Below are 23,173 nucleotides of genomic sequence, written 5' to 3'. Positions count from 1 at the left end.
TGCAACATGAAATTATTCGTTTGTTATGGCTATTACCCTATATCTATAACAACCTAGTAGATAATTCCTTTTAATAAAAAGTGATTAAACGAACAGTGAGTTAATACATGACTTTACAAAATTGGAGACGTAAGCGTGGCGTTGCACTTACTACCAAGGGTTTACAGAAAATTAAAGAAGCAAAGCATCAGTCAGAAGCAAAAGAAAATTTTGGAAATCGGTATACTCTTGAAGAAATGAGTGTACGTTCTGGTTTATATTCGGCTACCATCTCGAAAGTATTGAATCGGGAAGGAGGAGTTGACAAACAGACTATTGAGAAGCTTTTTTCAGTTTTTAACTTAAAAATAGATAAAAGTGACTATTCAAGCTCAAATACTCGTTTAGATTGGGGGGAGGCTATCTTTAACTCCGCTTTTTATGGGCGTGTAGAAGAACTTATTACATTAGAGCAATGGATTCTCAATGAGCAGTGCCAATTGGTTGCACTCTTGGGAATAGGAGGTATTGGAAAAACAGCACTGTCTGTAAAGTTTGCTCAAAAAATTCAGGACAACTTTGAGTATGTGATTTGGCGATCGCTACGAGAAGCACCACCTGTTAAAATTATTCTAGGTAACTTAATTCAATTTTTATCTGACGAACAGGAAACAGAAAGTAACTTACCAGAAAGTTTTAGCGATCGAGTATCGCGACTACTCTATTATTTACAAAATTATCGCTGTTTAGCGATCCTCGATAATGCAGAATCAATTCTCCGCAGTGGTAGCCGCGCTGGACTTTATCGAGAAGGATATGAGGAATATGGTGAGCTTTTAAGACGAGTAGGAGAAGCAAGTCACCAAAGCTGCTTAGTGCTGACTAGTCGTGAAAAACCCAGAGAAATAGCATTGTTGGAAGGACAAGCACTACCTGTTCGCTCATTGCCACTGAATGGATTGAAGGTGACGGAAGGGCAAGAAATTTTAAAACTCAAGGGACTATCGGCAGCAGAAGATGAATGGAAAGTAATGATTGAACGTTACGCAGGCAATCCATTAGCCTTAAAGATAGTTGCCACAACCATTCAAGATGTTTTTGATGGTAATGTGACTGGATTTTTACAACAAGACACGGCTGTTTTTGGAGACATTCGCGATATTTTAGAGCAGCAGTTTGAGCGCTTGTCAGATTTAGAAAAGGAAATAATGTATTGGCTAGCGATTAATCGTGAGCCAATGGCACTTCCAGAATTGCGAAATGATATTACATTACAAGTACCGCAAGCAAAATTAATGGAGGCTGTGGAATCTCTGCTAAGGCGATCGCTAATTGAGAAGACTTCTCTACAAGACCCTGCGCGTAGCTTGCTTCCCCGTAAGGGTACGCCAATGCCAACGCCTACGCTGATTGAAAAAAGTAAAGCACTATTTACACTTCAGCCTGTAGTCATGGAGTATATGACTAGTAGATTGATAGAACAAGTCTGTGAAGAAATTGTTACTCAGAATATTGATTTGTTTAGGCGTCATGCTTTGATAAAGGCGACTGGTAAAGACTATGTTAAAGATATTCAGGTTCGCCTTATCCTTAAACCAGTCATAGATGGGTTGCTTTACGACTTAAGAAGCAAAAAAAATATTGAAAGTCAGTTAACTCAAATTCTTGCAACACTGCGAGAAGAATCTCCGCTAGAACCAGGGTATAAGGCTGGCAATATTCTCAATCTGCTTTGTTATTTAGAGACGGATCTAAGTGGCTATGATTTTTCTTATCTGACTGTTTGGCAAGCAGACCTACGTAACGTAAATTTACACAATGTAAATTTTGCTCATGCCAATCTAAGTAAATGTGTTTTTGCTGAAACCATAGGGGGGATTCACTCAGTGGCATTCAGCCCTGATGGAAAATTTTTAGCGACAGGAGATACTAATAATGAGATTCGCCTGTATCAGGTTGTGGATGGAAAACAACTGCTTACCTGCAAGGGGCACAAGGGTTGGATTTGGCCAGTTACCTTTAGTCCCGATGGTTGTGTTCTCGCTAGTGGCAGTGACGATCAAACAGTGAAGCTGTGGGATACTAGCAGTGGGCAATGCCTTGCAACCTTAGAAGGTCATAGCGGTGGAATATGGTCTGTTTCCTTCAGCTCAGATGGTAATATACTAGCGAGTAGCAGTGAGGACACAACGGTGAGGTTGTGGGATATCAGTACCGGGCAATGCCTTAAGACTCTAGTAGAACATGGTAGTCGGGTGTGGGCAGTTACCTTTAGTGCTGATGATACAATGCTTGCTACTGGAAGTGACGACCACACGGTAAGGTTATGGGATGTCATCACTGGTCAATGCCTAGCCACTTTACTGGGACACACCCATAGAGTACAGTCAGTTGCCTTCAGCCCAGACGGTCAAATATTGGCTAGTGGTTGTCATGACCATACAGTAAAGCTGTGGGATGTTGCTACAAGCCAATGCCTTCATACCTTGCAAGGTCATACTGACTTAGTAAATTCGGTTGCCTTCAATTCAGATAGTATGATGTTGGCAAGTGGCAGTGATGACCAAACGATAAAGCTATGGGATGTCAGTACAAGCCAATGCCTCAAGACTTTCAAGGGGCATGGCACTCGGATCTGGTCAGTTGCCTTTAGTCCTGATGCTACGATGCTGGTAAGTGGCAGTGATGACCAAACGGTAAGGCTGTGGGATGTCAGTACAGGTCAATGCCTTAAGATTTTACAGGGTTACTGTAATGGAATATGGTCAGTTACCTTTAATCCTCAAGGCACGATGCTTGTTAGTGGTAGTGGCGATCAAACGATCAGGTTATGGGATACCAGCACAGGTAAATGTCTTAAAACGTTGCAGGGGCATAGTAATCGGGTTACATCAGTTTCCCTTAGTCCAGATGGTAGCATCCTTGCTAGTGGCAGCGAAGATCAAACAGTGAAACTATGGGATATTAGCATCGGTCAGTGTCTCAAAACGTTGCAAGGACATAGTAATCGGATCTTATCTGTTGCTTTTAGTCACGATGGTAAAATGCTGGCAACTGGCAGTGATGACCAAACAGTGAAGCTGTGGGATGTCAGCACTGGTCAATGCTTAAAAACTTTACAAGGGCACACCCAGCGAGTATGGTCTGTCGTTTTTAGTCCAGACAATCATACGCTAGCTAGTGGTTGCCATGACCAAACAATAAGGCTTTGGGATGTCAGCACTAGCCAATGCCTTCAGATTCTGCAAGGTCATACTGACTGGATCTGGTCAGTTGCCTTCAGTCCTGATGCTACGACATTGGCAAGTAGCAGCAGTGACCAAACAGTGAAACTATGGAATGTCAGCACCGGAATGTGTCTTAAAACTTTGTACGGGCATACCAATTCCGTATATTCGGCTGCCTTTAGTATGGATGGTTGCACATTAGCAAGTGGTAGCGGAGACCAAACGGTGAAACTGTGGGATGTCAGCACAAGCAACTGCGAGAAAACTTTATCAGCACACACTAAGTTAACCTGGTCAGTTGCTTTTAGTTCTAAAGGCAATACTTTAGCTAGTAGCAGTGAAGATGGGACGATTAAGCTTTGGGATATTTTAAAAGGTGAATGTCTGAAAACTCTTTTTAGCTCTAGACCTTACGAGGGCACTAATATCACGGGCATTACAGGTGTAACTTTTGCAACTATTGCCACTCTAAAAGCTTTAGGAGCAGTTGAATATAAAGACTAGTATTACAGTTGTAAGCCCTGCTCTTACATTTTGCGCTTGTTTTTGGCAAAAGCGATATTCAAAAAGCAAGTAATATCGATCGCAACTTATGAACCTTGCCTGCATCTGCCTTGCTTTACTGTGCAGTATATCCTCCATCAATTATCATGTTGTGCCCCGTGATGAAGGAAGTTGCTGCCGAACATAACCACACTACTGTTTCTGCCACTTCCTCCGGCTTTCCAATGCGTCCTATAGGATGCATTGCCTTAAGTTGAGCAAGTGCATCTCTAGACAAAGCACTCAGCATATCAGTCTCGATGACACCGGGACTCACGACATTGATCCGGATGCCTTCCTTAGCATAGTCCATAGCCAACGCGCGGGTTAAAGCGATGACACCACCTTTGGTAGCACTATAGTTTGCAATGCCCGCAATACCTACAACACCAGCAGCAGAAGCCACATTTACGATCGCCCCGCTGTTCTGTTTGAGCATCGCCCTGATTTCGTACTTGAGGCAGAGCCACGTTCCTTTAAGATTTACATTAACCAGACGATCCCAGTCTTCTTCTGACATATCATCAGTGATTAAGCCAGGATTGCCTCCAATCCCAGCATTATTGCAAGCGCAGTCTAGACGACCATAAGTTTTTACAGTTTTATCGACCAGTGCCTCGACTTCAGCAGCATTTGAAACGTCGGTCTTAACAAAAATAGCTTCACCTCCAATTTCTTTTATCAGGCGCACAGTCTCCTCACTTTCGACGAGCCGACGACTAGCAACCACAACTTTTGCTCCAGCACTGGCAAATGCGATCGCTGTTGCTCGACCAATACCTGATGAGGCCCCTGTAACCAGTGCGACTTTCCCATATAATTGACCTGTCATAGGTGTGTTCCTTCCCTTTTGATTGCTTTGTTTTGCACCAACTGATAGCTATTTGCGTTTCTGTAGCGATACTGCACCTACACTAAAAACTAAAACTCCTAACACAGCAGAAGGTTCAGGGACAGGTATTGGCTCAAGGGGCGAAAACGCTAATTTTCCGATTAGCTGATGAGCCGCAGTCGTTGGATGGACTTCATCCCAGAACAAAAACTTGTCTGGGATACACATAACTGGCTGTGTGGTAATTTCAATAGATACCACTGGTGAATCTCCGATGCACGAGTCAGTTCCATTTGTAAGATTGAATTCCTCCGGCTTTGCAATAATCCGATTAAAAAGAGAATTAACATCAAGAGGAATAATGTTGACATTAGGGTTTAGTTCCTGACTCAAAAGTTTGAGGTTTGTAGTCAAGTTGGAATTATGTTTACTGGTAAAAGTGCTAAGTAAGCTAGAAATTTGACTATTGCCACTTGTAACTGGAAACTTTCCTAAATCTGGCAGATTCAACACCATGATATCTTTAGCTCCAACAGCAGCAAGCGATTTTACAGCCGTTGATAAATTTGTAACACTCTGAGTAGGGTTGGGAGTGCTTTGGAAAAAGTAATCTAAATAATCATTAACACCCGCCCACAAGATATAGAGGGAGTTTGGATCGGCAGACGGATTTGCTTTTGTAAAGCTGTTGATTTGTTGTTGTAATCCTGGTAGAGTGCTGATTCCTATATTCTTCAATCCTGTAGTTGCGCCACCGAAGGCAAAGTTGGTCTTCGGATTGAAAGTTAACCCTAAATCGGAGGCGAGATATTCCACCCAAACCGAACCATTGGAAAAACGTTCATTAAAGTAAGGTGGATTTGGGGGAACGATTCCGTTAGTTGCATTAAATACATTACCCGTATCGGAAAAGCTATCTCCAAAAACATAAATCTCGTCATAATCCTTTGCCAAGACTTTGAGCGGAAATATCAAGGATAACAGGTAAAAACCCGCCGCCAAAATTTGTTTTTGCACGATCGACTACTGGATATGCTTTAAATCTTGATAAATAACTTTAACAAGAAACGAAGCTACGATTTAAAGAACTTTTCAGTGCTGATTCAGATTCGTTGAGATTTGGGACAAGACCTAGCGCCACATTACCCCAACGCATTACACTTGCAGAGGCGACTCCTGCTGCACCAAAGCCATAAACGAGAACCAAATCATTTTCACGAATTTTACCCATCTGTGCAGCGTGATAAAGATTGGCTATAGTAAGTACTGGCCCAATATTAGCGTACAGAGGGTAGAGATTAAGGGTGCGCTCTGGGTCAATACCAAGTACACGTACACAGAAGCTTGAAAACCAAGCTGTGGCTGTATTGAAAAGAAAAAAGTCAATTTGATCGAGAGTTAAATCGGCTGTCGAGATAGCACCTTCGCAACAGGTACGTAAAAGCTGAGTCGATTCTTCACTGAGCGCATTTTTTGCGTCCTTGTTCAACTGCATCCGAATTCGTGGATTGCCTTGCTTGTTTTCTCTAACATTTAAGGTTAATAAGTCACAGAAACAACTTGTATTCACAGTTTTTGTACTGAGTATTCCTTGGTTAGGTTTGACTGAACCGACAACGAAGGCTCCAGCACCATCACCGAGAAACCAGGAAACAGTATCTTCCTCATCGACAAAGCGAGAGTAAGTGCAGGAAATTACTACTAGTATATTGCGGTACTCACCTGCTTGTACCAGAGCACAGGCAGTTTGCAATGCAACTGGGGTAACACCACAAGCTCCATCAAGATTCCATGCAGCACCTTGCAGTCCCAGTTTTTGGGCAAGGAAGGCGGCATTACCAAATCCGATTTGTTCGGGCCAAATCGAGGCTACGAGCATAAGATCGACTTCTTCAGGATTAAGCTTCGCCACTTTGAGAGCATCACGAGCTGCACGCTCTTCTAGCATCAGCGATGATTCACCTGGAGCAAGTACCCGCTGTTCGACAGTACCACGAAAAGGATCTGACAGATATGGCAACATCTCCAAATCAAACTCGTTGCTGGGGGTAGAACCAGCAAGCGAAAACAGCCTTCCCAAGCTTTTTTCCTCGACTTGAGCAACTATATCTGGGTATTTCTCTCTGTAATAATCTTTTGTACGTCTGATGCTGGGAAAACTAACTGCGATCGCGCGAATACCTACTGAATGATGCACTATGAAAATCTCCTCTTAGTAATTCGTAGCACCTTGTGCAATCAGATTGTGAATATGACTCTTAATTGGTGCAAGTCGGGTTGGGTCAATTACTACGTCAACAACATACGGACAGGTCGAGGCGATCGCTTTCTCCAAAGCTGCTTGGATTTCAGGTTCCGTTTCAACGCGGATGCCCTCAGCCCCCATTCCACAAGCTATCTTGACAAAATCCGCCTCCGGAATCTTTACATCTACATCTTTGAACCCTAGCAAAGTCATCCCCTGGTCGCACATACTATAGCGCCCATCATTTAGTACAATCCAAACAGCAGCAACTTGGTATCTTACAGCCGTGCTTATCTCATTGTTCATTAGCATGGCACCATCTCCAACTATGGCGACGGTCTTACCATTGCGTGCCAGTGAAGCACCCACGACGCCTGTGACGAAATGACCCATAGATGCAAACCTGGTACTAACTCGAAAACGACCTGGTTTGGTAAATCGCAGTCGGTTAATTGCCCAAGCGAGCGAGTTTCCTCCTTCAGCCATGACAACCGCATTGCTCCCTTCAACTATTTGCTGTTGAATTGCATCCATGAGTACTTCCGGTCGCACTGGGCCCTCTGCACGTGGATTAAGTATTACAGGCTTGGAACAAGGCAGCAACATTTCTGTTAACTGATTTGGGTGTTGTGAAAAGTTCTTTAGCAGTGCCTTTACAAACATTCCCACATCGGACTGGATGGCAAAGGTTTCGGCAGATGGATATGCAGTTCCTGGAACCTCTGGGTCGATATCGACATGCACAAACCCTCGTTTTGGAATCATCGCAAAATTCCAGAACGAAGTCCACTCACTGAGGCGCGTTCCTAGCACCAACACTCGTAAAGGTCGTTGTTCTTGCATATACGTTAAAACTGACGTATCTCCGGCAAAACCTGTAACACCAACAAATTGAGGATGGTTTTCGGGAAAAATGCCTTTGCCCCGAGGCGAACACATTACCGCCGCTCCCGTTGCTTCTGCAAGCTGACGAATTTCTGCTGCTGCACCCCGCGCACCAAAGCCGATCCAAATGGCAAATGGTCCTTCTGAAAGCAACCGCGTACATTCTGCAATAGTTTCCTCATTTACGGCTGCGGGAGCAAAAGAGAAAGCCACTTGTGGCAATGATTTCTTAACTGAACTAGTTTGGATATTAGTGGAGATATTTAAGTGTGCTATAAAACCATCTGGTCGGGCTATACCAAGTGCCAACCGTCGATGAACTTTTGACAGTTCATCGCTGCATTCGAGAGTCGTCGCATAATGAAACAGTGGTTCTGATGTGAACAGTCCCTCACTAGGCATGGTGTAAGTGCTGGTTTCTTGGAATGCCCACCTTCCACGCTGCGATGCCGATGTGGAAGGCGACAGAAAAATAACTTTAGCACCTTCCCAACGTGCAGCAAACAAGCCAGTTAATGCATTCGTAATCCCTGGACCAGTTGTAGTAAACACTACGACAGGGCGATCGCTAGCAAAATACGCCTCAATGGCTGCAAAAGCGGCTCCAGCTTCATGGCGAAAGTGCAACACCTGGATAGAACTTTGATGTAATGCAGCCCACACTGGCGCGATCGCACCTCCCGAAACACCAAAGGCATACTGCACCCCCATATCTTCCAGGATTTTTACCACTGCCTCCGCTACCGAAAAAGTTTCGGATGGCTTGCTATTAGATGGCTGTTTACTTGAGTTTAATTGTTTAGTGGTATTTGCTTGTGTATCCTGAAATTTCACATCCATACAAATTATACTTAGGAATAATTTCCTTTTTGGAATAACTATTATCCCATACCTACAACTTACTAATCTTGTTTTATCAATGTAATATAAATTTGTTTGGATAATGCCAATACAACTTTGCTGAACAATACTTTCTAACGCAGGTATAACTGTCAAACGACCTTGGCGGTTTACTTTGTCAATCTTTGAGCAACCTATAAGTTCCGCGTTACCCTGATATAAAAAAAATAAAAATGTTCGGAGACTTCAAGAACAGTGGATGTGGCGATGCCTGTGGTAGTCACTGAGTTTTGTCGTATCCCTCCAAAGAAGCAAGCTACGCAAAGCGTCTCTAAGAGTTGTGCGGGCTGCGCCAACACGGATGACTTCACCCGTCTTTTTAGTTTGTGAGAACTGAAGGCTATTAATCAAGCTCTGGAGTATAAAAAAGTGATTGAATTAAATCAGTATAAGGCTTTAACTTTCGATTGTTACGGAACCCTAATTGATTGGGAAAATGGCATCTTAGGGGTGCTAAGACCACTTATGCTGGCACATAACACTAATTTGGATGACGAGCAGATTCTTGATATTTTTGCTGAATTTGAAGCAGAACTCGAAATTGGAGAATATATCAAATATCGAGAAGTTTTGCAAAGAGTAGTCCAGAAATTTGGTGAACGATTTGGCTTTGAGCCAACTGCTGACGAACTAAATTCACTTGCCGATTCGATTCAGCATTGGCTGCCTTTTCCCGATACAGTTGAGGCACTTAGAACTTTAAAGCAAAAGTTTAAGCTGGTAATTATCTCAAATGTAGATGACGATCTCTTTGCTTTCTCAGCAAAGCACTTGGAGGTAGAATTTAACGAGGTAATCACAGCAGAACAGGCAAAAAGCTACAAACCTGCCTTCAACAACTTCAGACTGGCTATTGAGAGAATTGATTTGCCGCTAGAGCAGATATTACACGTTGCTGCTAGTGTATATCATGATATCGTCACAGCCAAATCTCTAGGATTATCAACAGTCTGGGTAAATCGTCGAGCAGAACAAGGGGTTAGTGCGAGTTTACCAGCAGTCACTCAACCTGATTTGGAAGTGCCTGATTTGAAGACTCTCGCGGCTTTAAGTTTACAGTAATCTGCTGATTTGAATCCCCACGAGAGGAACAAAAGTAGATCGCATTTAGATAGAGAGATGCCAAAGAAAGAATTTGTTGTTATAGCACAAGCCTTGGTGGTTAGGACATCAACAGACGATAAAACTTAGACACAAAAAGGCTTTTCATCCAATCCCCAGTCCCCATTACCCCTTATCCCCAGAGGGGGCCCCACCATCCCCAGTCCCTTGCTATAAAAAACTAAACAGGGATTGCAACATAGATTGATTCTGTCTTACTCTAGAAAAAATACTAGGTCAGTTTAATGTTCTTAAACTTTGGGAACCACAGCATATAACTGGCTTTTTTTTTCCTGTGCGCCCTGCCGATCGCCTTGTTCAATAAAACACTTTGATAGCCTAAAACGATGAAAGCATCTGCTAATTTTGACTTTGAAGACGAGAAATTCAATGCACCGCCTTCGCAAGTCCTTCCCTGGTGTCAGATGATTAATCCTCGGTATGGCACAGATGGTATACAATCTCACGGTTTGGCGATTAAGCTGGATAATGCCAATGCTGTCGGCTTTGTACCAGATGATAATTGGCAGCAAGTTGAGCATGAATTTAGCTCTGGAGTAGAAACAGTCTTTATTAGCGCTACTCCACGCTTGGTCATAGTGCGCCGGGGGCCATTGTCTGTTAAAGACCGGGAAAGTGGTCTAAAACTGGGTACGCTCAAAGATAATTATGATGCTTTTTTAGCCGACAAACTTAAATTTAAAACCTTTACTCGCTATCTAATTTTTCTAGTGGGTGAGAATAAAAAGTTTTTACATGAATCACCACTACAACTAACTCTCAATGGTGCAGCCGGAGCGAGTTTCAGCAAAACCTACTGCGAATATCAACAAGGCAGAGTAGTAGGTGGATTCGTTGCTGAACTAGAAAAAGCTTATGCTATCTACCGCAAGCAACCTTTGACACCAAAAGGGCCTTTGTTCCACGCTCACGGGATTTTTTGTCCCATCATTGAGTGTGAAGAAAGAGGAATTGAACCAAATACAGTTTTGGTAGCTTCAACTGTGGACTATAAACATCCCACTGTAGGGACTTTAACGCAATATTTAATTGCTTCCGATGCTCTGGAGTCTGCAATGATTTGTAAGACTTTTGAAGAATACAAAGATTTTGGCAAGGAACCTGTAAAATCAGAAACCCCTAAATTGGCAATGGCAGGAGTTTCCAACTCTTACGTTTATGCTGATGAAGATGATTTTGCTTATCCGCCGTATTAAGGAAAGTGAAAAGTTAGGAGTGATGAGTTTTAAATTAATAACTCCTAACTCCTAACTTCTAACTTCTAACTTCTAATTTTATTCTTTGAGCAGCAAATAATATAATGAACCATTACCGCCTGTGATACCAGCGCGATCGCCCGCTAGTTTACCGGACCCCATGAAATAATCCACCCGGCCCGGCCCTTTGATGGCGCTTCCTGTATCCTGGTCAAGCACAAAGCGGCTGACAGTACGCCTCTGGAGTTTGCCACCACTGGCAGGATAGGGAAATGAGTTGTAAATCAGAGCTAACGCTCCCGGTGGCATGAGAGACTTATCTGTAGCAATGGAACGTTCTGCTGTCACTGGCACATGAATACTACCAGTAGCACCTCTACCGCTTGTTTCTTGGAAGAAAATAAATCGTTCCCAGCGCGGTAGATAATTGTTCAATTCCTGGGGCTTTTGTCGGAAATAAGCAATCAAACGTGGCATTGTTAATCCTTCCAGGGGAAGTTTGCCATCTTTGGCTAATTCTTTGCCGATACTAGTCCAAGGGTAATCAGTGCCGCCGGCATAGCCAATTGATGTTGTCTTGCCATTAGTTAATTTAATTTGGGCAGAACCTTGGATATGTACCATGTATGCATCTAGGCGATCGCGAAACCAAAGCAATTCTAAACCGTGTAATTTGCTCTTATTCCCTTTTAAACCATCTTTCCCTTCCAAATCAATTCGTTTTGGGTGGGGTTTCGGCCATTGGCTGAAATCAGGTGGTAGCCGATAAAGAGGATACTTATAGATTGCAGTTCTGACACGGCTAGCGGTGTAAACAGGTTCGTAATAAGCAGTGAACTTAACAGTACCCTTGCCATCGTTGCCCACGGACTGGTAGAAGACAAATTCACGACTGACAGCAGCTTGTAGTTGGGCTGCTGACTTAGAACTGACAACCAGTTGGCGGAAACGCAGCAAACTCCGGCGGACGCGATCGAGAGTGATTTCCTTGATCGGATAGTTTTGATATGCTGCGATCGCATCACCCTTTGTTAGATAAAGCAAACTGTTATCAATGGAAGCTAATAACGCTTTGCGATCGCCTATCTTACCTCTTTGACCCCAAATTTGCTCATCCCAACCCAAGCAAGTCGGCCGGAGTGTACAATCGCTTCCAATAGTGATTGGTTTTAGCGGCGGCGCGATCTCAGGAGCGATCGGTATTGGTATAGGTGGAAGATCGGGAGTCGTCGGTAGTGGCAAAGGCAGTAAGTTAGGAACCTGAGCGACAGCCGACCAGAGAGGGTTTACGAGGGCAATTCCTAGACTCAAGGAAAGCAAAGCAAGGGTTTTTCTCATCATTTAGTTGAATCTTTCAACACTAGAACTAAAAATAGGTTCTACCCGGATTGCCACAATCCGAGAAGGGCGTACTACCATATATTCCCCTTGAATATTTTTGATCGGTACGCTAATAAAGTCATTAGAAGCAGATTTTGGCACAAGTTCACCGCTATACCATTTCTGAAACTCTTGAATAGTAGGAAAACGTACTTCTTCTCGGTGGCCGCTTTCCAGTAGGAGGTATACGGCATATTCATTTGCGGTTCTAGCCATAAAGTTGAATCATTTAAAAAACATTCAACCCATTGTTAACCACGTAACCCCCGAATGAAAAGGGTAAGCATACGGGAGGTTGGGAGAAATCAATTCAAAATTCAAAATTCAAAACTTGTACTGAGCGTAGTCGAAGTATTCAAAATTCAAACATTTTAGAACTTCTGCCTCCTCTTTCCCAATGGCCCATCCCTAATGCCCAATGACTCTTCACTCTAGACGCCTAATCGTTTAAGCAGTTCCTTAAAAAGTGTAAGTTTACATGGCACTAGCGATTTCTAAGGAATTATTAAAGCTTCAACAATAATATGCCTGCAAGCCGATCTGGAGTTTAGTTAGTCATAAACTTGTAATGCAATCCTTAAAAAACAAAAAACCTTGCTTGAAATTTTGGCACTACCTACTTTCTGTCTGAACAAACCTTACCAAAGCTGGTACTTGTGTCAAGATTAATTTGAGGAATTAAGGCTTGTAACACAATGTTAGGACAATTATTAGACGGACGTTACCAAATCCTCCAGATATTAGGTGGAGGTGGATTCGGTCAAACCTACATAGCCCAAGATACCCATCGGCCTGGTTTCCCAAAATGCGTTGTCAAACACCTTAAGCCCGTAACTCGTAGTCCTGAATTTCTCAAAACTGCCAGACGGCTATTTACTAGTGAGGCAGAAACACTAGAAAAACTGGGCTACCATGACCAGATTCCTCGGCTTTTAGCCTATTTTGAAGAAAACCAAGAGTTCTTCTTGGTGCAAGAATTCATTGAAGGACATACCCTGAAAGCGGAACTATTCCCCAATCAACGTTGGCCAGAAGATCGAGTCATTCAACTACTCCAACAGGTTTTGGGTATTCTACAATTTATTCACAGCCACAACGTTATTCATCGAGATATCAAACCGGACAATATAATTAGGCGGCAACAAGACGGTAAGTTAGTGCTGATTGACTTTGGCGCTGTTAAACAAGTCCAAACTCAACTGCTCACAATTGCAGGGCACACGGGAGCTACTATTATTATTGGTACTCCCGGATATATGTCTACAGAACAGGGACAAGGTAAGCCCCGCCTCAACAGTGATATTTATTCCTTGGGCATTATTGGTATACAATCGCTGACAGGTTTACATCCGATAAACTTTGAAGAAGATCCAGATACAGGAGAAATTTCTTGGCAGCATCAAGCTAACGTCAGTTCTGAATTGGCATCTGTGCTATCTAAAATGGTGCTACATCATTTTAAACAGCGCTATCAGTCTGCGGCTGAAGTTTTACACGTGCTTAAGGATCTCGATATTACAAAAGAAGCGCGATCGCTTCAACTACCATCTTTGACACCCAAAGAGCAAGAATATTATCGTCAAGATTACCAGGTAGAAGCGCGATCGCTTCAACTACCAGATTTTACACAACCACCTCAAACTTCGCTTACTCAACAAAACTCAATTGGGTATCCGACTGCTTCTATTCTGTCTGGGGAAAGTTACAACCGCTTAGAAACAATTCTTTTAGAATTTGTTGGCCCCATCGCCTCAAGATTACTACGACAAGTTGCAGCATCAGCGTCCAATTTTGAAGAATTAATTAGTCAATTAGCCCTTCATCTTCGAGAAAATCAACAAATTGATTTTAAGAAGAAAACAACATTTCTACCAGAGAAACCTACTCTATTACAAGAACTTACTGTAAAAGCCGACCAATCTGGTAATAACTCAAATAATTTAGCAAACCAAGAATCTCAAGTCATTAGTGAAAAATTTCTGGCAGAGTGCGAACGTGAGTTGGCTGATTTAATTGGCCCGATAGCTAAGTTTCTAGTGCAAAAAGCTATGAAATCTGCTGGACAAATCTCTCGTGCAGAATTTGTGAAAATTTTAGCATCACAAATCCCTGAACCTCAAAAAGCTTTGCAATTTGAGCAACGCTTACTTTCTTGATTTTCTCGAAATTGGGTTTTTATCTCTGTGAATTACGGATTATTAGCCTTAATTATTTAGCATTTCCAAAGCTATTTTCAAGCTAGCTTTCATCCGATTAAATGCTTCTGCTAACCCGCCAATCTCATCATTAGAGCTTTCTTCAAAATCAGCGCTCATATCACCAATACTAACTTTTTGAGCTATTTTCTCTATTCTTCTGATGCGCTGAATTACATATTTTGTAATTAAGAAGTTAATTAAGAAAACTACGAGCGCGAAGATCGCAATTAAAAGTACCATTATCAATATCCAAGTCCGTGTGGCATTGGCAAAAATATCTTGAGAAGGAACAGAGATAATTTGAGCAGAAACAATCTGATTGAGTTGCCAGCCAAAACCATTTTCCGAGCCATAATTTAACAACTGACTTTTAGGAGCCTGATCTGGTGTAGAATGGCATCGCAAACATTTCGCTTGTGTAATTTTTAGTGGTTGTGCAATGTAAAATACTTCGCCTTCTGACAATTTACGAAAGCCTGTAATTTCTAAAGTATTAGGTTCGTTGCGAAAACGCTCCACAAGTTGAGTTTCAAAACTATCAGCTTTATCCGCTAAATTGGTTGGATTAAGTGTTGCATCCTTATGAAAAAAGTTTTTAAATTTAGGCTTTTTACGAAAATTTTCAAAAACCTCTTTAGAGGAAAAAGTTGGTACTACTTCAGGCGTGAATGTTGGGTTAGTATCTAATCTAGGTTCTAATAGGGGAGCAATCCGATTTTGTGTATAATTTCTAACTGCATTCACCATTTGGATGAGAATCTCCGCTTGAGAACTTACTTCATTTTGCGCTTTCCTTTGAAGTACACTGGATAAGGCAACGCCACTTCCTAAAATACTAATGATGAAAACTAATATTAAAAGCAAGTTAAATTTAGCACCTATTTTTAAGTTTTTTAACGTAATGTTGTTTAACATAACCTAAGCAACGAAGGTGGCCTGTGAGTTTGTCTAATATTTATTTATACCTGTTAGAAAGCATCTCAACAATATCTAAATAAATATTAATTTTTTACTGCAATATAACCTTTTTAGGCAGCAGTAAAATTTATCTAAATTAGTCCTGAAAGCCAAATCATTTCCTTAACCATAATTAGTGATGTTTGTGCGATTTCCCCGTCGTTTATTTCTGTTTCATCTACTAGGTTTTACATTTGCTGCCTGCAAACCACAAAATGGAGATGGGGTTGAGGGCACGTTAACTATTGGTGTAATCAACTATGGTGGAGGCGAACAGATAATTAATCAATATGCTAAATTTAATAATTACTTAGGTGAAAAAACAAACTCATATATTCAGTTAGAGCCTGTTTTTAATGAAAATAGAGCGGTTGAGCGCCTTGATGCTCGTGCTTGGTCATTGGTATTTGCTCCACCGGGTTTAGCGGCTATTGCGATCGCACGTCACCAATATGTTCCCCTATTTCCTTTAATAGGTATTAGTAATTTACGTTCAATCTTCGTTGTTCGTAAAGATAATCCGATCGCTGACTTGAAACAATTGCAAGGCAAAACAATAGCTTTAGGACAGTTAGGTTCAGCAACAGGATATTATTTTCCTCTTTACAATCTTTATGGTACAACACTAGCTGAGATATTGTTTGCGCCCACACCCAAAGCAGCACTGGAATTGGTCGCTCAAGGAAAAGCGATCGCCTGTGCCGTCTCAGAGGCGGAATTAGGTCTCTACAGTTCGCAGTTGGCGCCAACTGAATTCCGCATACTATTTAAAGACCCTCACTATGTACCATTAGGTGTGGTTTTGATTGGGCCGAATGTAGAACGTAACCGTCAAGAGTTTATCCGCAAAGTGATGAGTGAATCGTCTTCAGATTTAGCTCAAGAAGTGGGGTATGTACCCAATGGACAAGTACCAGATTACAAATACATGATTTCTGTGGTCGATCGGGTAAGCTCAATTAGTTCCAAGTTACAAAGTAAACCTGTTCGTTTATTCTAATTAAAGCAATAACAATACTTTCAGCCTTTGTTTTCTCAAAAATCCTCTTCTAATGCTCAAATACCCTACTTTCAGCATTTAAGTATAATTAATTTGTATTAAATAATACTTATTAAGATATTCACAAAAAAAGACCCTTTAAAGGGTCTTGCCGTACTGATTAAAGAATTAATTTATTTACTCAATAATCCAAGTGCTAACTCTAGATACATTTTTGCTTTATGCAAAGCTAGCAGTTTTTCTTGAGTATACCTATCTGGGTAATTCATGATTCTCCCTTCCATCGTGATTTTGATGAGTGCAGCTTGCTCATCTGTAGGAGCATTCATCTCATCTATAGCGTTGCTCACTGCTTGCATGAAAACAAAGGTAGGAGGTTTTAACCCTTTACCTGCCTCAAACTGGGATAACGCCATTCGAGGGAATACCATCAAGGATGTAATCCATGAGGTCTTGTACCCTTTATTCCCAGTTGGTTTGATGCCGTAGCGTAAGCATAGCTCACTGAGTTCTTTGATGGTTTTGATTTCTAACTCGGAACGCGTAAACATAAAATAGAGTTACCTCTTGTAAAAGTGGTATCGGTGAGCTACAAGTTTTCCAGACAATATGCTCACCGATTTAAAACTCTAATCGATTGCTAGCAATCGATTCAACCTATATTTACATTTATCAACAATGCCTAACCCTAGAGGAACTCCTGAAAATTTAGAACCAGGAAAAAGAAAAGGTGATGAACCATTGACTGAGCAAGTTAATTTGCGTGTCACTAAGACAATGAAAGAAGAATTGTCCACTAAGGATGATCCACCAGAATTTTGTCGCCAAGCTATCCAAGAAAAACTAGATAAGGATAAAAAGAAATAATTCCAAAAAATTCTAAATATAAAAAGCTTCCTACTTATCAGGAAGCTTTTATTTTAAGAAAAATTTGAGCTTCAATTGTTGAAATCTAGTTCAATCATTTATTTTTTGTTGTACATTTGTACTACTAATAGTATTAATTTGTTAATGTAACATCATGCTTGCTAAGGAGATTTACTTAAATATTTATATTTAAAAGTAAAAATTACGTAAAAAGCCGGAAGATTTACTTAGAGTAAGTATGCAACAGTAATATTATTCTTTCAACGTCAAAGATAAAAGGAAAGCATGGAGATAACATCAATCATTACTGAAATTTTAAGTGGTGCAGATAAAGCGGCGATAACAATTTTAGTTAAAGCCCTCTTTGAAAAAGAAATAATAACGATAGGCAATTTTACAAAAAAGAAAGGTGAGAACTTGATTGATGCAGTAAAAAGGCTTATAAAAAAACCAACTTTAAAAGATATCAAACCTGAAGAATTGATAGATAAAATAGAAGAGATTGAACCGCAAACATTACAACCTATATTAGAAGGTGTACTTATAGGAGATAAGAACGAAGTAATTAGACAGAAATGGATGAATTTATTGGAATCAGCAATATTGGGACATCAAATTCATCCTAGATACATAGACGCATTAAGGCTTTTAGATGGTATAGACGCCAATGTTTTGGAATTTATGTATGATTATCGTAAAAGAGGAAATCGATTAACTAACTCTGAAATTCTAATAGGCTTACAACAAAGACAAATAGAAAATCCTACGGAAGAAATGGTAAAAGATAGTTTATATAATTTAGTAGAAAGAGGATTGTGTGATGTAAATACCTTACAGGGCAAACCAAGATATTCAGACATGAATAGCGAAAAGATATATATTAGCCATTTCGGTAAGAAATTTTTAGATATGGTTAGACAAAAAAGCTCTGAATAGCAAGTCTAAAAATAGAGTTTGCAGTTCAGAGCGTCAATGAGCCGACTCTCACAAATGTTTTAGGAGCGCTATAATTCAATTTTTAGTAAGTAATATTATTTTGTATTATCTTACTCAAAAAAATAATTTGAATCGTGCTAGCTGGTTTTTAATTGTCTCTGTCAAGATTTTGTCCAGTTCTGTAGTGTCTTGAAATTGTAAAATTTGCTGTGTCGGTAAGTCGAAGGGAAATTCACCTTCCAAATCTGGGCGTTGCATTTGCGCTAGTAAAATCTGTTCAGATCGCTTACTTTGGATGGCATAGCCAATCTCAATACAGACATTCGGACTGGGAATTAATTGGGGCGTTTCCTTACCATCAATACTAGCAATGGGCGTGGTGTCAGCGATAAATAACAAACTCTTACGGATTTTCCGCATGATTGTGCGGTTAATTCGGAAAGTAGCACCGCTAGGACGAGAGGATTCTATTAATGTTAGGGGAAGACGCGATCGCAAATTTAAATTGTCTAAACTTTTTCGCAGTTCTTCTTTGAGAATATTCGTCGCTGCGCCATACTCAGTTTGATAGGATAAAAAAATTGTTGGTTCTAACTGAGCCAACACCGCCTGTTTAGTGAAATAAATTTCATGACTAATTAAGTCAATGTTAGAGACGCAATAGCCACCGCTACCTTCAATATAAAATTCAATATTTTCCCCTTCTAAATAGCGCCCAAACCAAGTTGATTTTTTCACTTCGTCACTGTCTTCCAAAAAGTCTGCTCGCAATGCTGATTTCAGCAGGCTTTTTTTGCTTAAGCGAATGTCTGGCGGACGTTTTTCCAATTCTGGAATCGGCTCATAATCCTGTAGATACCACGCTCTGAGCGCAATTATTGACATAAGGCGCTATTTTAACTGTTTCTCACTATTCAACTTCGTATAATCTTACACCCAGAAGAGTCCCTATTTCAGACTTATCTTTAAATACAACAACACCCAAGCCTCTACTCCCTAAACTATCTCCTCTCTTTATCGATCGTAGTTAGGGATGTACTAACTTCCATTGCCTTTGTAAACAAGTAATGAAAATCAGTTACAGTGCCCCCTAATCTTCTAGATTTGAGGAAACAGCAGTTTTCGCGTTGGGTGTTGCTGTATTTTGACGAGACAGATGTAAGTTAAACAGCGTCTTATACCTCTTACTAACATTTCAAACGCAGCTGTTATATCTGCCACGGGAAGCTTTTTTCTTAGCTTCAACTATTAGATTATCACTTGTAGCTGGGAAGAATTTATTTTGCAACTAAACTTTACTTTTAAATGATTTTAATCGAATTAAATATATTGCACATCCTGGATCGCTGATAGCTATTTATTTAGCTTATAAACCTCGTCTACCTTGAGAACCGTAGTTTTGTAGGTTGGGTGCAGCGATCGCGTAACCCAACATAAAATTTGGTGGTAATGTTGGGTTGCGTTTCACTCCACCCAACCTACAAAAATATATGTTTTAAAAAACTCTAGGTTTCAACGTAGATGAGGTTTATGTTAAAAAAATTATCATCTATCTTGTGGATGAATTTAAAAATTATTCAGTCAATTTTTAAGTTTTGAAACTAACAATTGAGCATTGGTTAATAAACAATAGTGATTCTTCCCTACGTCCTTATCCCCCACTTCCTATTGCTAGTTAACTATTTTGGCTGGAGGCTTGATGGGAATCTCAATCCAGAATTCTGTACCTTTGCCAGGTTCTGAAATGCACTCCATTATTCCCCCATGTTTTTCGACAATAATCTGATAGCTGATTGCTAGTCCCAATCCTGTACCTTTGCCCACGGGCTTGGTAGTGTAAAACGGGTCAAAAATTCGCTTTTTTACGTCTTCATTCATTCCGGGCCCGTTGTCAGTAATCCGAATTAACAGACGAGAGTTGTCTGCTGAGACTTTAGTGGAAATCTGGATAGTTGGAATTGGGCATGAATTATTCTCCTTGTCACCCCAATCGCGCCACTCCCGACGCCCTACTTCCAGAGCATCTATGGCATTACTGAAAATATTCATGAATACTTGATTCATTTGACCGGCATAGCATTCCACCCGTGGGATGTTGCCATAATCTTTAATTATCTCAATGCGTGGAAATTCAGCATTTCCTTTCAGTCGATGTTGCAAAATTAATAAGGTGTTGTCAATGCCTTCATGCAGGTCAACGCGCTTGTTTTCAGACTCATCCAAGCGAGAAAAATTGCGTAACGACAACACTATTGAGCGAATGCGCTCGGTTCCTACTTGCATTGAGGTCATGATTTTTGGTAGGTCTTCTACCAAAAAGTCAAAATCGATCGCTTCGATCGCGGCTTGAATTTCACTATGGGGATGAGGATAATATAGCTGGTAGAGACGTAAAATTTCTAGCAGCTGTTCAGTGTAATCACTGGCGTGGCACAGATTACCGTAAATAAAGTTAACGGGGTTGTTGATTTCGTGGGCGACACCCGCCACCAACTGTCCTAAACTAGACATTTTTTCGGTTTGAATCAATCTTGTCTGTGTTTCTTGGAGTTCATGTAGGGTCTGCTCTAACTGAGCAGCTTGATTTCTAGCTTCAGTTTCGGCTAGTGAGGTTTGTTGGTAGAGTTGTGCTTGTTGAATTGCGATCGCAGCCTGATCTGCCACCTGCTGCAATAAATCAATTTCTGTATCCTGCCAATTTCTGGGAGCTTCACACTCATGGGCAATTAATAAGCCCCATAGTTCCGTACCCATATTAATTGGAACTATTAAGTTTGCTTGCACTTGCAGACTCTCCAAAAACTCTCGATGACAATCACTTAAAGAAGCTGTTGAAAGGTTGTTAATTGCCCGTACTCTACCCTGACAGTATAGACGGGTATAATCATCAGGAAAGCATTCTGATGGTGGATTCACTCCTAAAACTGACTGCCAATTACCATTAATCTCTTCCACAATCACTGATTGAGTCTTCAGGTAGAAAATCAGCATTCGGTCTGAATTGAGCAGAGGACGGACTTCCCGAACTATGGATTGCAGAGTTGCTTGCAAGTCCAATGTGCGGCGAATATGCTCTGTAACTTGCTTGATGACTTTGGTAAACATTAATGATTTTTCGAGTTCAGCAGTTTGCTCTTGCACCCGCAGTTCTAAGTTTGCATTCAGGGATTGTACCTGTTTATACATTTGCTGCTGCTGAATAGCCATTGAGAAATGATCGTATAAAGCTTGTGCCAAAAAGATGTCTTCCAGCTTCCACTCAGGTGATTGCCCTTTTTTTTGCTCTCGCCAAACCTCAAAGGAAAGCTGGGGTAAAAGTTGTCGCCGATTATGTTCGCATCGTCCCGCCCACAAGATTTCCGTTTCCAATTCTGAGCGAAAAATACTTAAGACACCAATGAATTTTTCGCGGTAATGTAGCGGAATCACCATGAGTCCGCGAATTTGAGTAGAACGGAATGCTAAAGCCAAAACTCGCAAACGTGGTTCTTTATAGAGGTCAGTAGTTGCCCAAATATTACCTTGTTGAAACTCAGCCATCCAGTTTTGCCAGATGGGATGCTGTTCGATAATAGTGTTATCTAACTCGTAGGGGAGTGTCGGTTGGTCGCCCCAGGTGTATAGTTCTCGGTTCTCTGCAATGTAAAGCCTGCCACCGACTCCACAGAAAGCAGTAATAACTTCTTCTAGTGCTCCTTGTAATTGGATTGTCGGCAGTTTATGCAATAATGTGGTGACTCGATTAATAGTAGCTTCTCGCTTTTGCTTGGCGTGGGCTTCAGTGAGTAGATTACTTTGAGCGATCGCGATCGCTACCTGGTCAGCAACTTGCTGCAATACTTTTAGTTCCCGCTTCAAAATCTTTTGCGGTTCACTGTGGTGAGCTACCAACAATCCCCACAATTTAGGCTTTGTCGATAGTTCTTGTGGGTCGCAATCTAAAATTGGTACTACCAACGAAGACTGCACGCCCATTGCTTTTAGGTATTGAATATGACACTGGTCTACTTGCCGATAGTAGATATTAGTTTCTAGACGTTTGCCAGTTTCTTTTGATTGTAGAGGCGATAGCCCGATCTTCTCATTTGCCACATCGACAATCGAACGTTGCCCCGCTAACAAAAACATCTCTCTGGCGGCTTCTGGAATATCATCAGCTGGGAAGCGTTGACCCAATAAAGATGGCAGACGTTGTTTATGAATAGATTCTGCAATCACTTCACCACTACCATCAGCATCAAAGCGATACATTTTCACCCGATCTGCACCCAAAAATAAACGCACTTCGCTAACAGTTGTTGTTAATATCTCTTGAAGGTCGAGCGATCGCCTAATCTGTTTTGTCATTCGGTGCAGTAAGCTTTCTCGCTCGAAGTTTTGCTGCAACTCGTTTGGTTGATGTCTACGTGTCATTACCTGTATTTAATTTATTAAGTATAATTTTTTATAATTGTCTCCGATCTTAATTTTCAACTTACAACGCTTTGATTTTCATCCTCTTTCAAAAAATTCTTGCTAAGAATGCATTGCTAAGGGCATACATGTATTACAAATATTTTTGGAAATGGATTTGAAGATGTTTGAAAAGTAACAGATATTTTGCTTGTTCCCTGTAGCCCTTAGACTTCTTGGCATTTGTCGAGAAAAGGGTAAAGGTTTTGTATTTTCCCTTCCCCTTTAACATGAGTCCCTTTTCCCATGAGAGTGCAAAAAGCACTTTTGCTAAGAGGTCTTTTGTGGATATATAAAATTGCTGTATCATTAAATACTTTTCAGCTATCATCTCAAGTCTAAAGTTAAGAAAATTTTAATCATTGACATTTATTAATTTTATATTCTTAATCATTAAACTATTCCAGTAATTTTACTTAATTTAGAACTGGAATAATTTCTTGAAATTAAAAAG

17 protein-coding genes are annotated in these 23,173 nt (G+C 40.9%); 7 read left to right on the top strand and 10 right to left on the bottom strand.

Annotated features, from left to right (window positions below):
- Window positions 1–107 precede the first annotated feature (107 nt).
- The gene (locus RM368_RS20830) at window positions 108–3,710 is read left to right on the top strand and encodes an NB-ARC domain-containing protein (RefSeq protein WP_322695792.1); all 3,603 of its coding nucleotides are present in this window, start codon (window positions 108–110) and stop codon (window positions 3,708–3,710) included.
- A gap of 115 nt (window positions 3,711–3,825) precedes the next feature.
- On the opposite strand, the gene RM368_RS20825 is transcribed toward RM368_RS20830, so the two are convergent.
- Genes RM368_RS20825 through RM368_RS20810 form a run of 4 tightly spaced genes read right to left on the bottom strand, consistent with a single transcriptional unit; the run spans window position 3,826 to window position 8,551 of the window.
- A complete protein-coding gene (locus RM368_RS20825; protein WP_322695791.1) occupies window positions 3,826–4,581 on the bottom strand; it encodes an SDR family oxidoreductase in 756 nt (251 codons plus the stop codon).
- A gap of 48 nt (window positions 4,582–4,629) precedes the next feature.
- Complete coding sequence (locus RM368_RS20820; RefSeq protein ID WP_322695790.1) at window positions 4,630–5,598, bottom strand: SGNH/GDSL hydrolase family protein; 969 nt, start codon at window positions 5,596–5,598, stop codon at window positions 4,630–4,632.
- 40 nt (window positions 5,599–5,638) lie between these two features.
- Window positions 5,639–6,781 carry a 3-oxoacyl-ACP synthase III family protein gene (locus tag RM368_RS20815; protein ID WP_322695814.1) on the bottom strand — a complete coding sequence of 381 codons (1,143 nt, stop codon included), beginning with the start codon at window positions 6,779–6,781 and terminating at the stop codon, window positions 5,639–5,641.
- Window positions 6,782–6,793: 12 nt separating this feature from the next.
- On the bottom strand, window positions 6,794–8,551 hold the full coding sequence (locus RM368_RS20810) for a ScyA-related TPP-binding enzyme (protein WP_322695789.1): 1,758 nt from the start codon (window positions 8,549–8,551) through the stop codon (window positions 6,794–6,796).
- A gap of 429 nt (window positions 8,552–8,980) precedes the next feature.
- On the opposite strand from RM368_RS20810, the gene RM368_RS20805 reads away from it, so the two are divergent.
- Both RM368_RS20805 and RM368_RS20800 read left to right on the top strand, forming a co-directional pair.
- Window positions 8,981–9,673: a haloacid dehalogenase type II gene (locus tag RM368_RS20805; RefSeq protein WP_322695788.1), complete on the top strand. Its 693-nt coding sequence runs from the start codon at window positions 8,981–8,983 to the stop codon at window positions 9,671–9,673.
- Window positions 9,674–10,059: 386 nt separating this feature from the next.
- The gene (locus RM368_RS20800; protein ID WP_322695787.1) at window positions 10,060–10,929 is read left to right on the top strand and encodes a DUF5895 domain-containing protein; all 870 of its coding nucleotides are present in this window, start codon (window positions 10,060–10,062) and stop codon (window positions 10,927–10,929) included.
- A 78-nt stretch (window positions 10,930–11,007) separates the two neighbouring features.
- Here the strand turns inward: RM368_RS20800 and RM368_RS20795 are convergent, their stop codons facing one another.
- Together RM368_RS20795 and RM368_RS20790 are read right to left on the bottom strand one after the other, a co-directional pair.
- Window positions 11,008–12,267, bottom strand: coding sequence for a murein transglycosylase A (locus RM368_RS20795; protein ID WP_322695813.1), 1,260 nt, complete (start codon window positions 12,265–12,267; stop codon window positions 11,008–11,010).
- Between the two features lie 3 nt (window positions 12,268–12,270).
- Window positions 12,271–12,525, bottom strand: coding sequence for a hypothetical protein (locus tag RM368_RS20790; protein WP_190728057.1), 255 nt, complete (start codon window positions 12,523–12,525; stop codon window positions 12,271–12,273).
- A 479-nt stretch (window positions 12,526–13,004) separates the two neighbouring features.
- Here RM368_RS20790 and RM368_RS20785 point away from each other — a divergent pair, with 479 nt between their 5' ends.
- Window positions 13,005–14,465 carry a serine/threonine-protein kinase gene (locus tag RM368_RS20785; protein ID WP_322695786.1) on the top strand — a complete coding sequence of 487 codons (1,461 nt, stop codon included), beginning with the start codon at window positions 13,005–13,007 and terminating at the stop codon, window positions 14,463–14,465.
- A 48-nt stretch (window positions 14,466–14,513) separates the two neighbouring features.
- Here RM368_RS20785 and RM368_RS20780 read toward each other — a convergent pair whose 3' ends face one another.
- Window positions 14,514–15,422, bottom strand: coding sequence for a Tll0287-like domain-containing protein (locus RM368_RS20780; protein WP_322695785.1), 909 nt, complete (start codon window positions 15,420–15,422; stop codon window positions 14,514–14,516).
- A gap of 181 nt (window positions 15,423–15,603) precedes the next feature.
- Between RM368_RS20780 and RM368_RS20775 the strand changes: the two genes are divergently transcribed.
- On the top strand, window positions 15,604–16,464 hold the full coding sequence (locus RM368_RS20775; protein WP_322695784.1) for a phosphate/phosphite/phosphonate ABC transporter substrate-binding protein: 861 nt from the start codon (window positions 15,604–15,606) through the stop codon (window positions 16,462–16,464).
- Between the two features lie 173 nt (window positions 16,465–16,637).
- Here RM368_RS20775 and RM368_RS20770 read toward each other — a convergent pair whose 3' ends face one another.
- The gene (locus tag RM368_RS20770) at window positions 16,638–17,015 is read right to left on the bottom strand and encodes a hypothetical protein (RefSeq protein ID WP_322674372.1); all 378 of its coding nucleotides are present in this window, start codon (window positions 17,013–17,015) and stop codon (window positions 16,638–16,640) included.
- A gap of 127 nt (window positions 17,016–17,142) precedes the next feature.
- Between RM368_RS20770 and RM368_RS20765 the strand changes: the two genes are divergently transcribed.
- Together RM368_RS20765 and RM368_RS20760 are read left to right on the top strand one after the other, a co-directional pair.
- On the top strand, window positions 17,143–17,331 hold the full coding sequence (locus RM368_RS20765; RefSeq protein ID WP_292769464.1) for a hypothetical protein: 189 nt from the start codon (window positions 17,143–17,145) through the stop codon (window positions 17,329–17,331).
- A 285-nt stretch (window positions 17,332–17,616) separates the two neighbouring features.
- Window positions 17,617–18,267, top strand: coding sequence for an Abi-alpha family protein (locus tag RM368_RS20760; protein ID WP_322695783.1), 651 nt, complete (start codon window positions 17,617–17,619; stop codon window positions 18,265–18,267).
- Between the two features lie 114 nt (window positions 18,268–18,381).
- Here the strand turns inward: RM368_RS20760 and RM368_RS20755 are convergent, their stop codons facing one another.
- On the bottom strand, window positions 18,382–19,152 hold the full coding sequence (locus RM368_RS20755; protein ID WP_322695782.1) for a hypothetical protein: 771 nt from the start codon (window positions 19,150–19,152) through the stop codon (window positions 18,382–18,384).
- Window positions 19,153–19,938: 786 nt separating this feature from the next.
- Complete coding sequence (locus tag RM368_RS20750; RefSeq protein ID WP_322695781.1) at window positions 19,939–22,680, bottom strand: GAF domain-containing protein; 2,742 nt, start codon at window positions 22,678–22,680, stop codon at window positions 19,939–19,941.
- Between the last annotated feature and the right edge of the window lie 493 nt (window positions 22,681–23,173).

Source organism: Nostoc sp. DedSLP03 (assembly GCF_034530815.1).
GTDB lineage: Bacteria > Cyanobacteriota > Cyanobacteriia > Cyanobacteriales > Nostocaceae > Nostoc.
This window is presented reverse-complemented; position numbering and strand designations above follow the sequence as displayed.

Coding starts and splice junctions, on each gene's coding strand:
- RM368_RS20790 (WP_190728057.1), bottom strand. CDS start 12,525: ATGGCTAGAACCGCAAATGAATATGCCGTATACCTCCTACTGGAAAGC.
- RM368_RS20750 (WP_322695781.1), bottom strand. CDS start 22,680: ATGACACGTAGACATCAACCAAACGAGTTGCAGCAAAACTTCGAGCGA.
- RM368_RS20780 (WP_322695785.1), bottom strand. CDS start 15,422: ATGTTAAACAACATTACGTTAAAAAACTTAAAAATAGGTGCTAAATTT.
- RM368_RS20810 (WP_322695789.1), bottom strand. CDS start 8,551: ATGGATGTGAAATTTCAGGATACACAAGCAAATACCACTAAACAATTA.
- RM368_RS20800 (WP_322695787.1), top strand. CDS start 10,060: ATGAAAGCATCTGCTAATTTTGACTTTGAAGACGAGAAATTCAATGCA.
- RM368_RS20760 (WP_322695783.1), top strand. CDS start 17,617: ATGGAGATAACATCAATCATTACTGAAATTTTAAGTGGTGCAGATAAA.
- RM368_RS20775 (WP_322695784.1), top strand. CDS start 15,604: ATGTTTGTGCGATTTCCCCGTCGTTTATTTCTGTTTCATCTACTAGGT.
- RM368_RS20795 (WP_322695813.1), bottom strand. CDS start 12,267: ATGAGAAAAACCCTTGCTTTGCTTTCCTTGAGTCTAGGAATTGCCCTC.
- RM368_RS20755 (WP_322695782.1), bottom strand. CDS start 19,152: ATGTCAATAATTGCGCTCAGAGCGTGGTATCTACAGGATTATGAGCCG.
- RM368_RS20770 (WP_322674372.1), bottom strand. CDS start 17,015: ATGTTTACGCGTTCCGAGTTAGAAATCAAAACCATCAAAGAACTCAGT.
- RM368_RS20830 (WP_322695792.1), top strand. CDS start 108: ATGACTTTACAAAATTGGAGACGTAAGCGTGGCGTTGCACTTACTACC.
- RM368_RS20825 (WP_322695791.1), bottom strand. CDS start 4,581: ATGACAGGTCAATTATATGGGAAAGTCGCACTGGTTACAGGGGCCTCA.
- RM368_RS20765 (WP_292769464.1), top strand. CDS start 17,143: ATGCCTAACCCTAGAGGAACTCCTGAAAATTTAGAACCAGGAAAAAGA.
- RM368_RS20785 (WP_322695786.1), top strand. CDS start 13,005: ATGTTAGGACAATTATTAGACGGACGTTACCAAATCCTCCAGATATTA.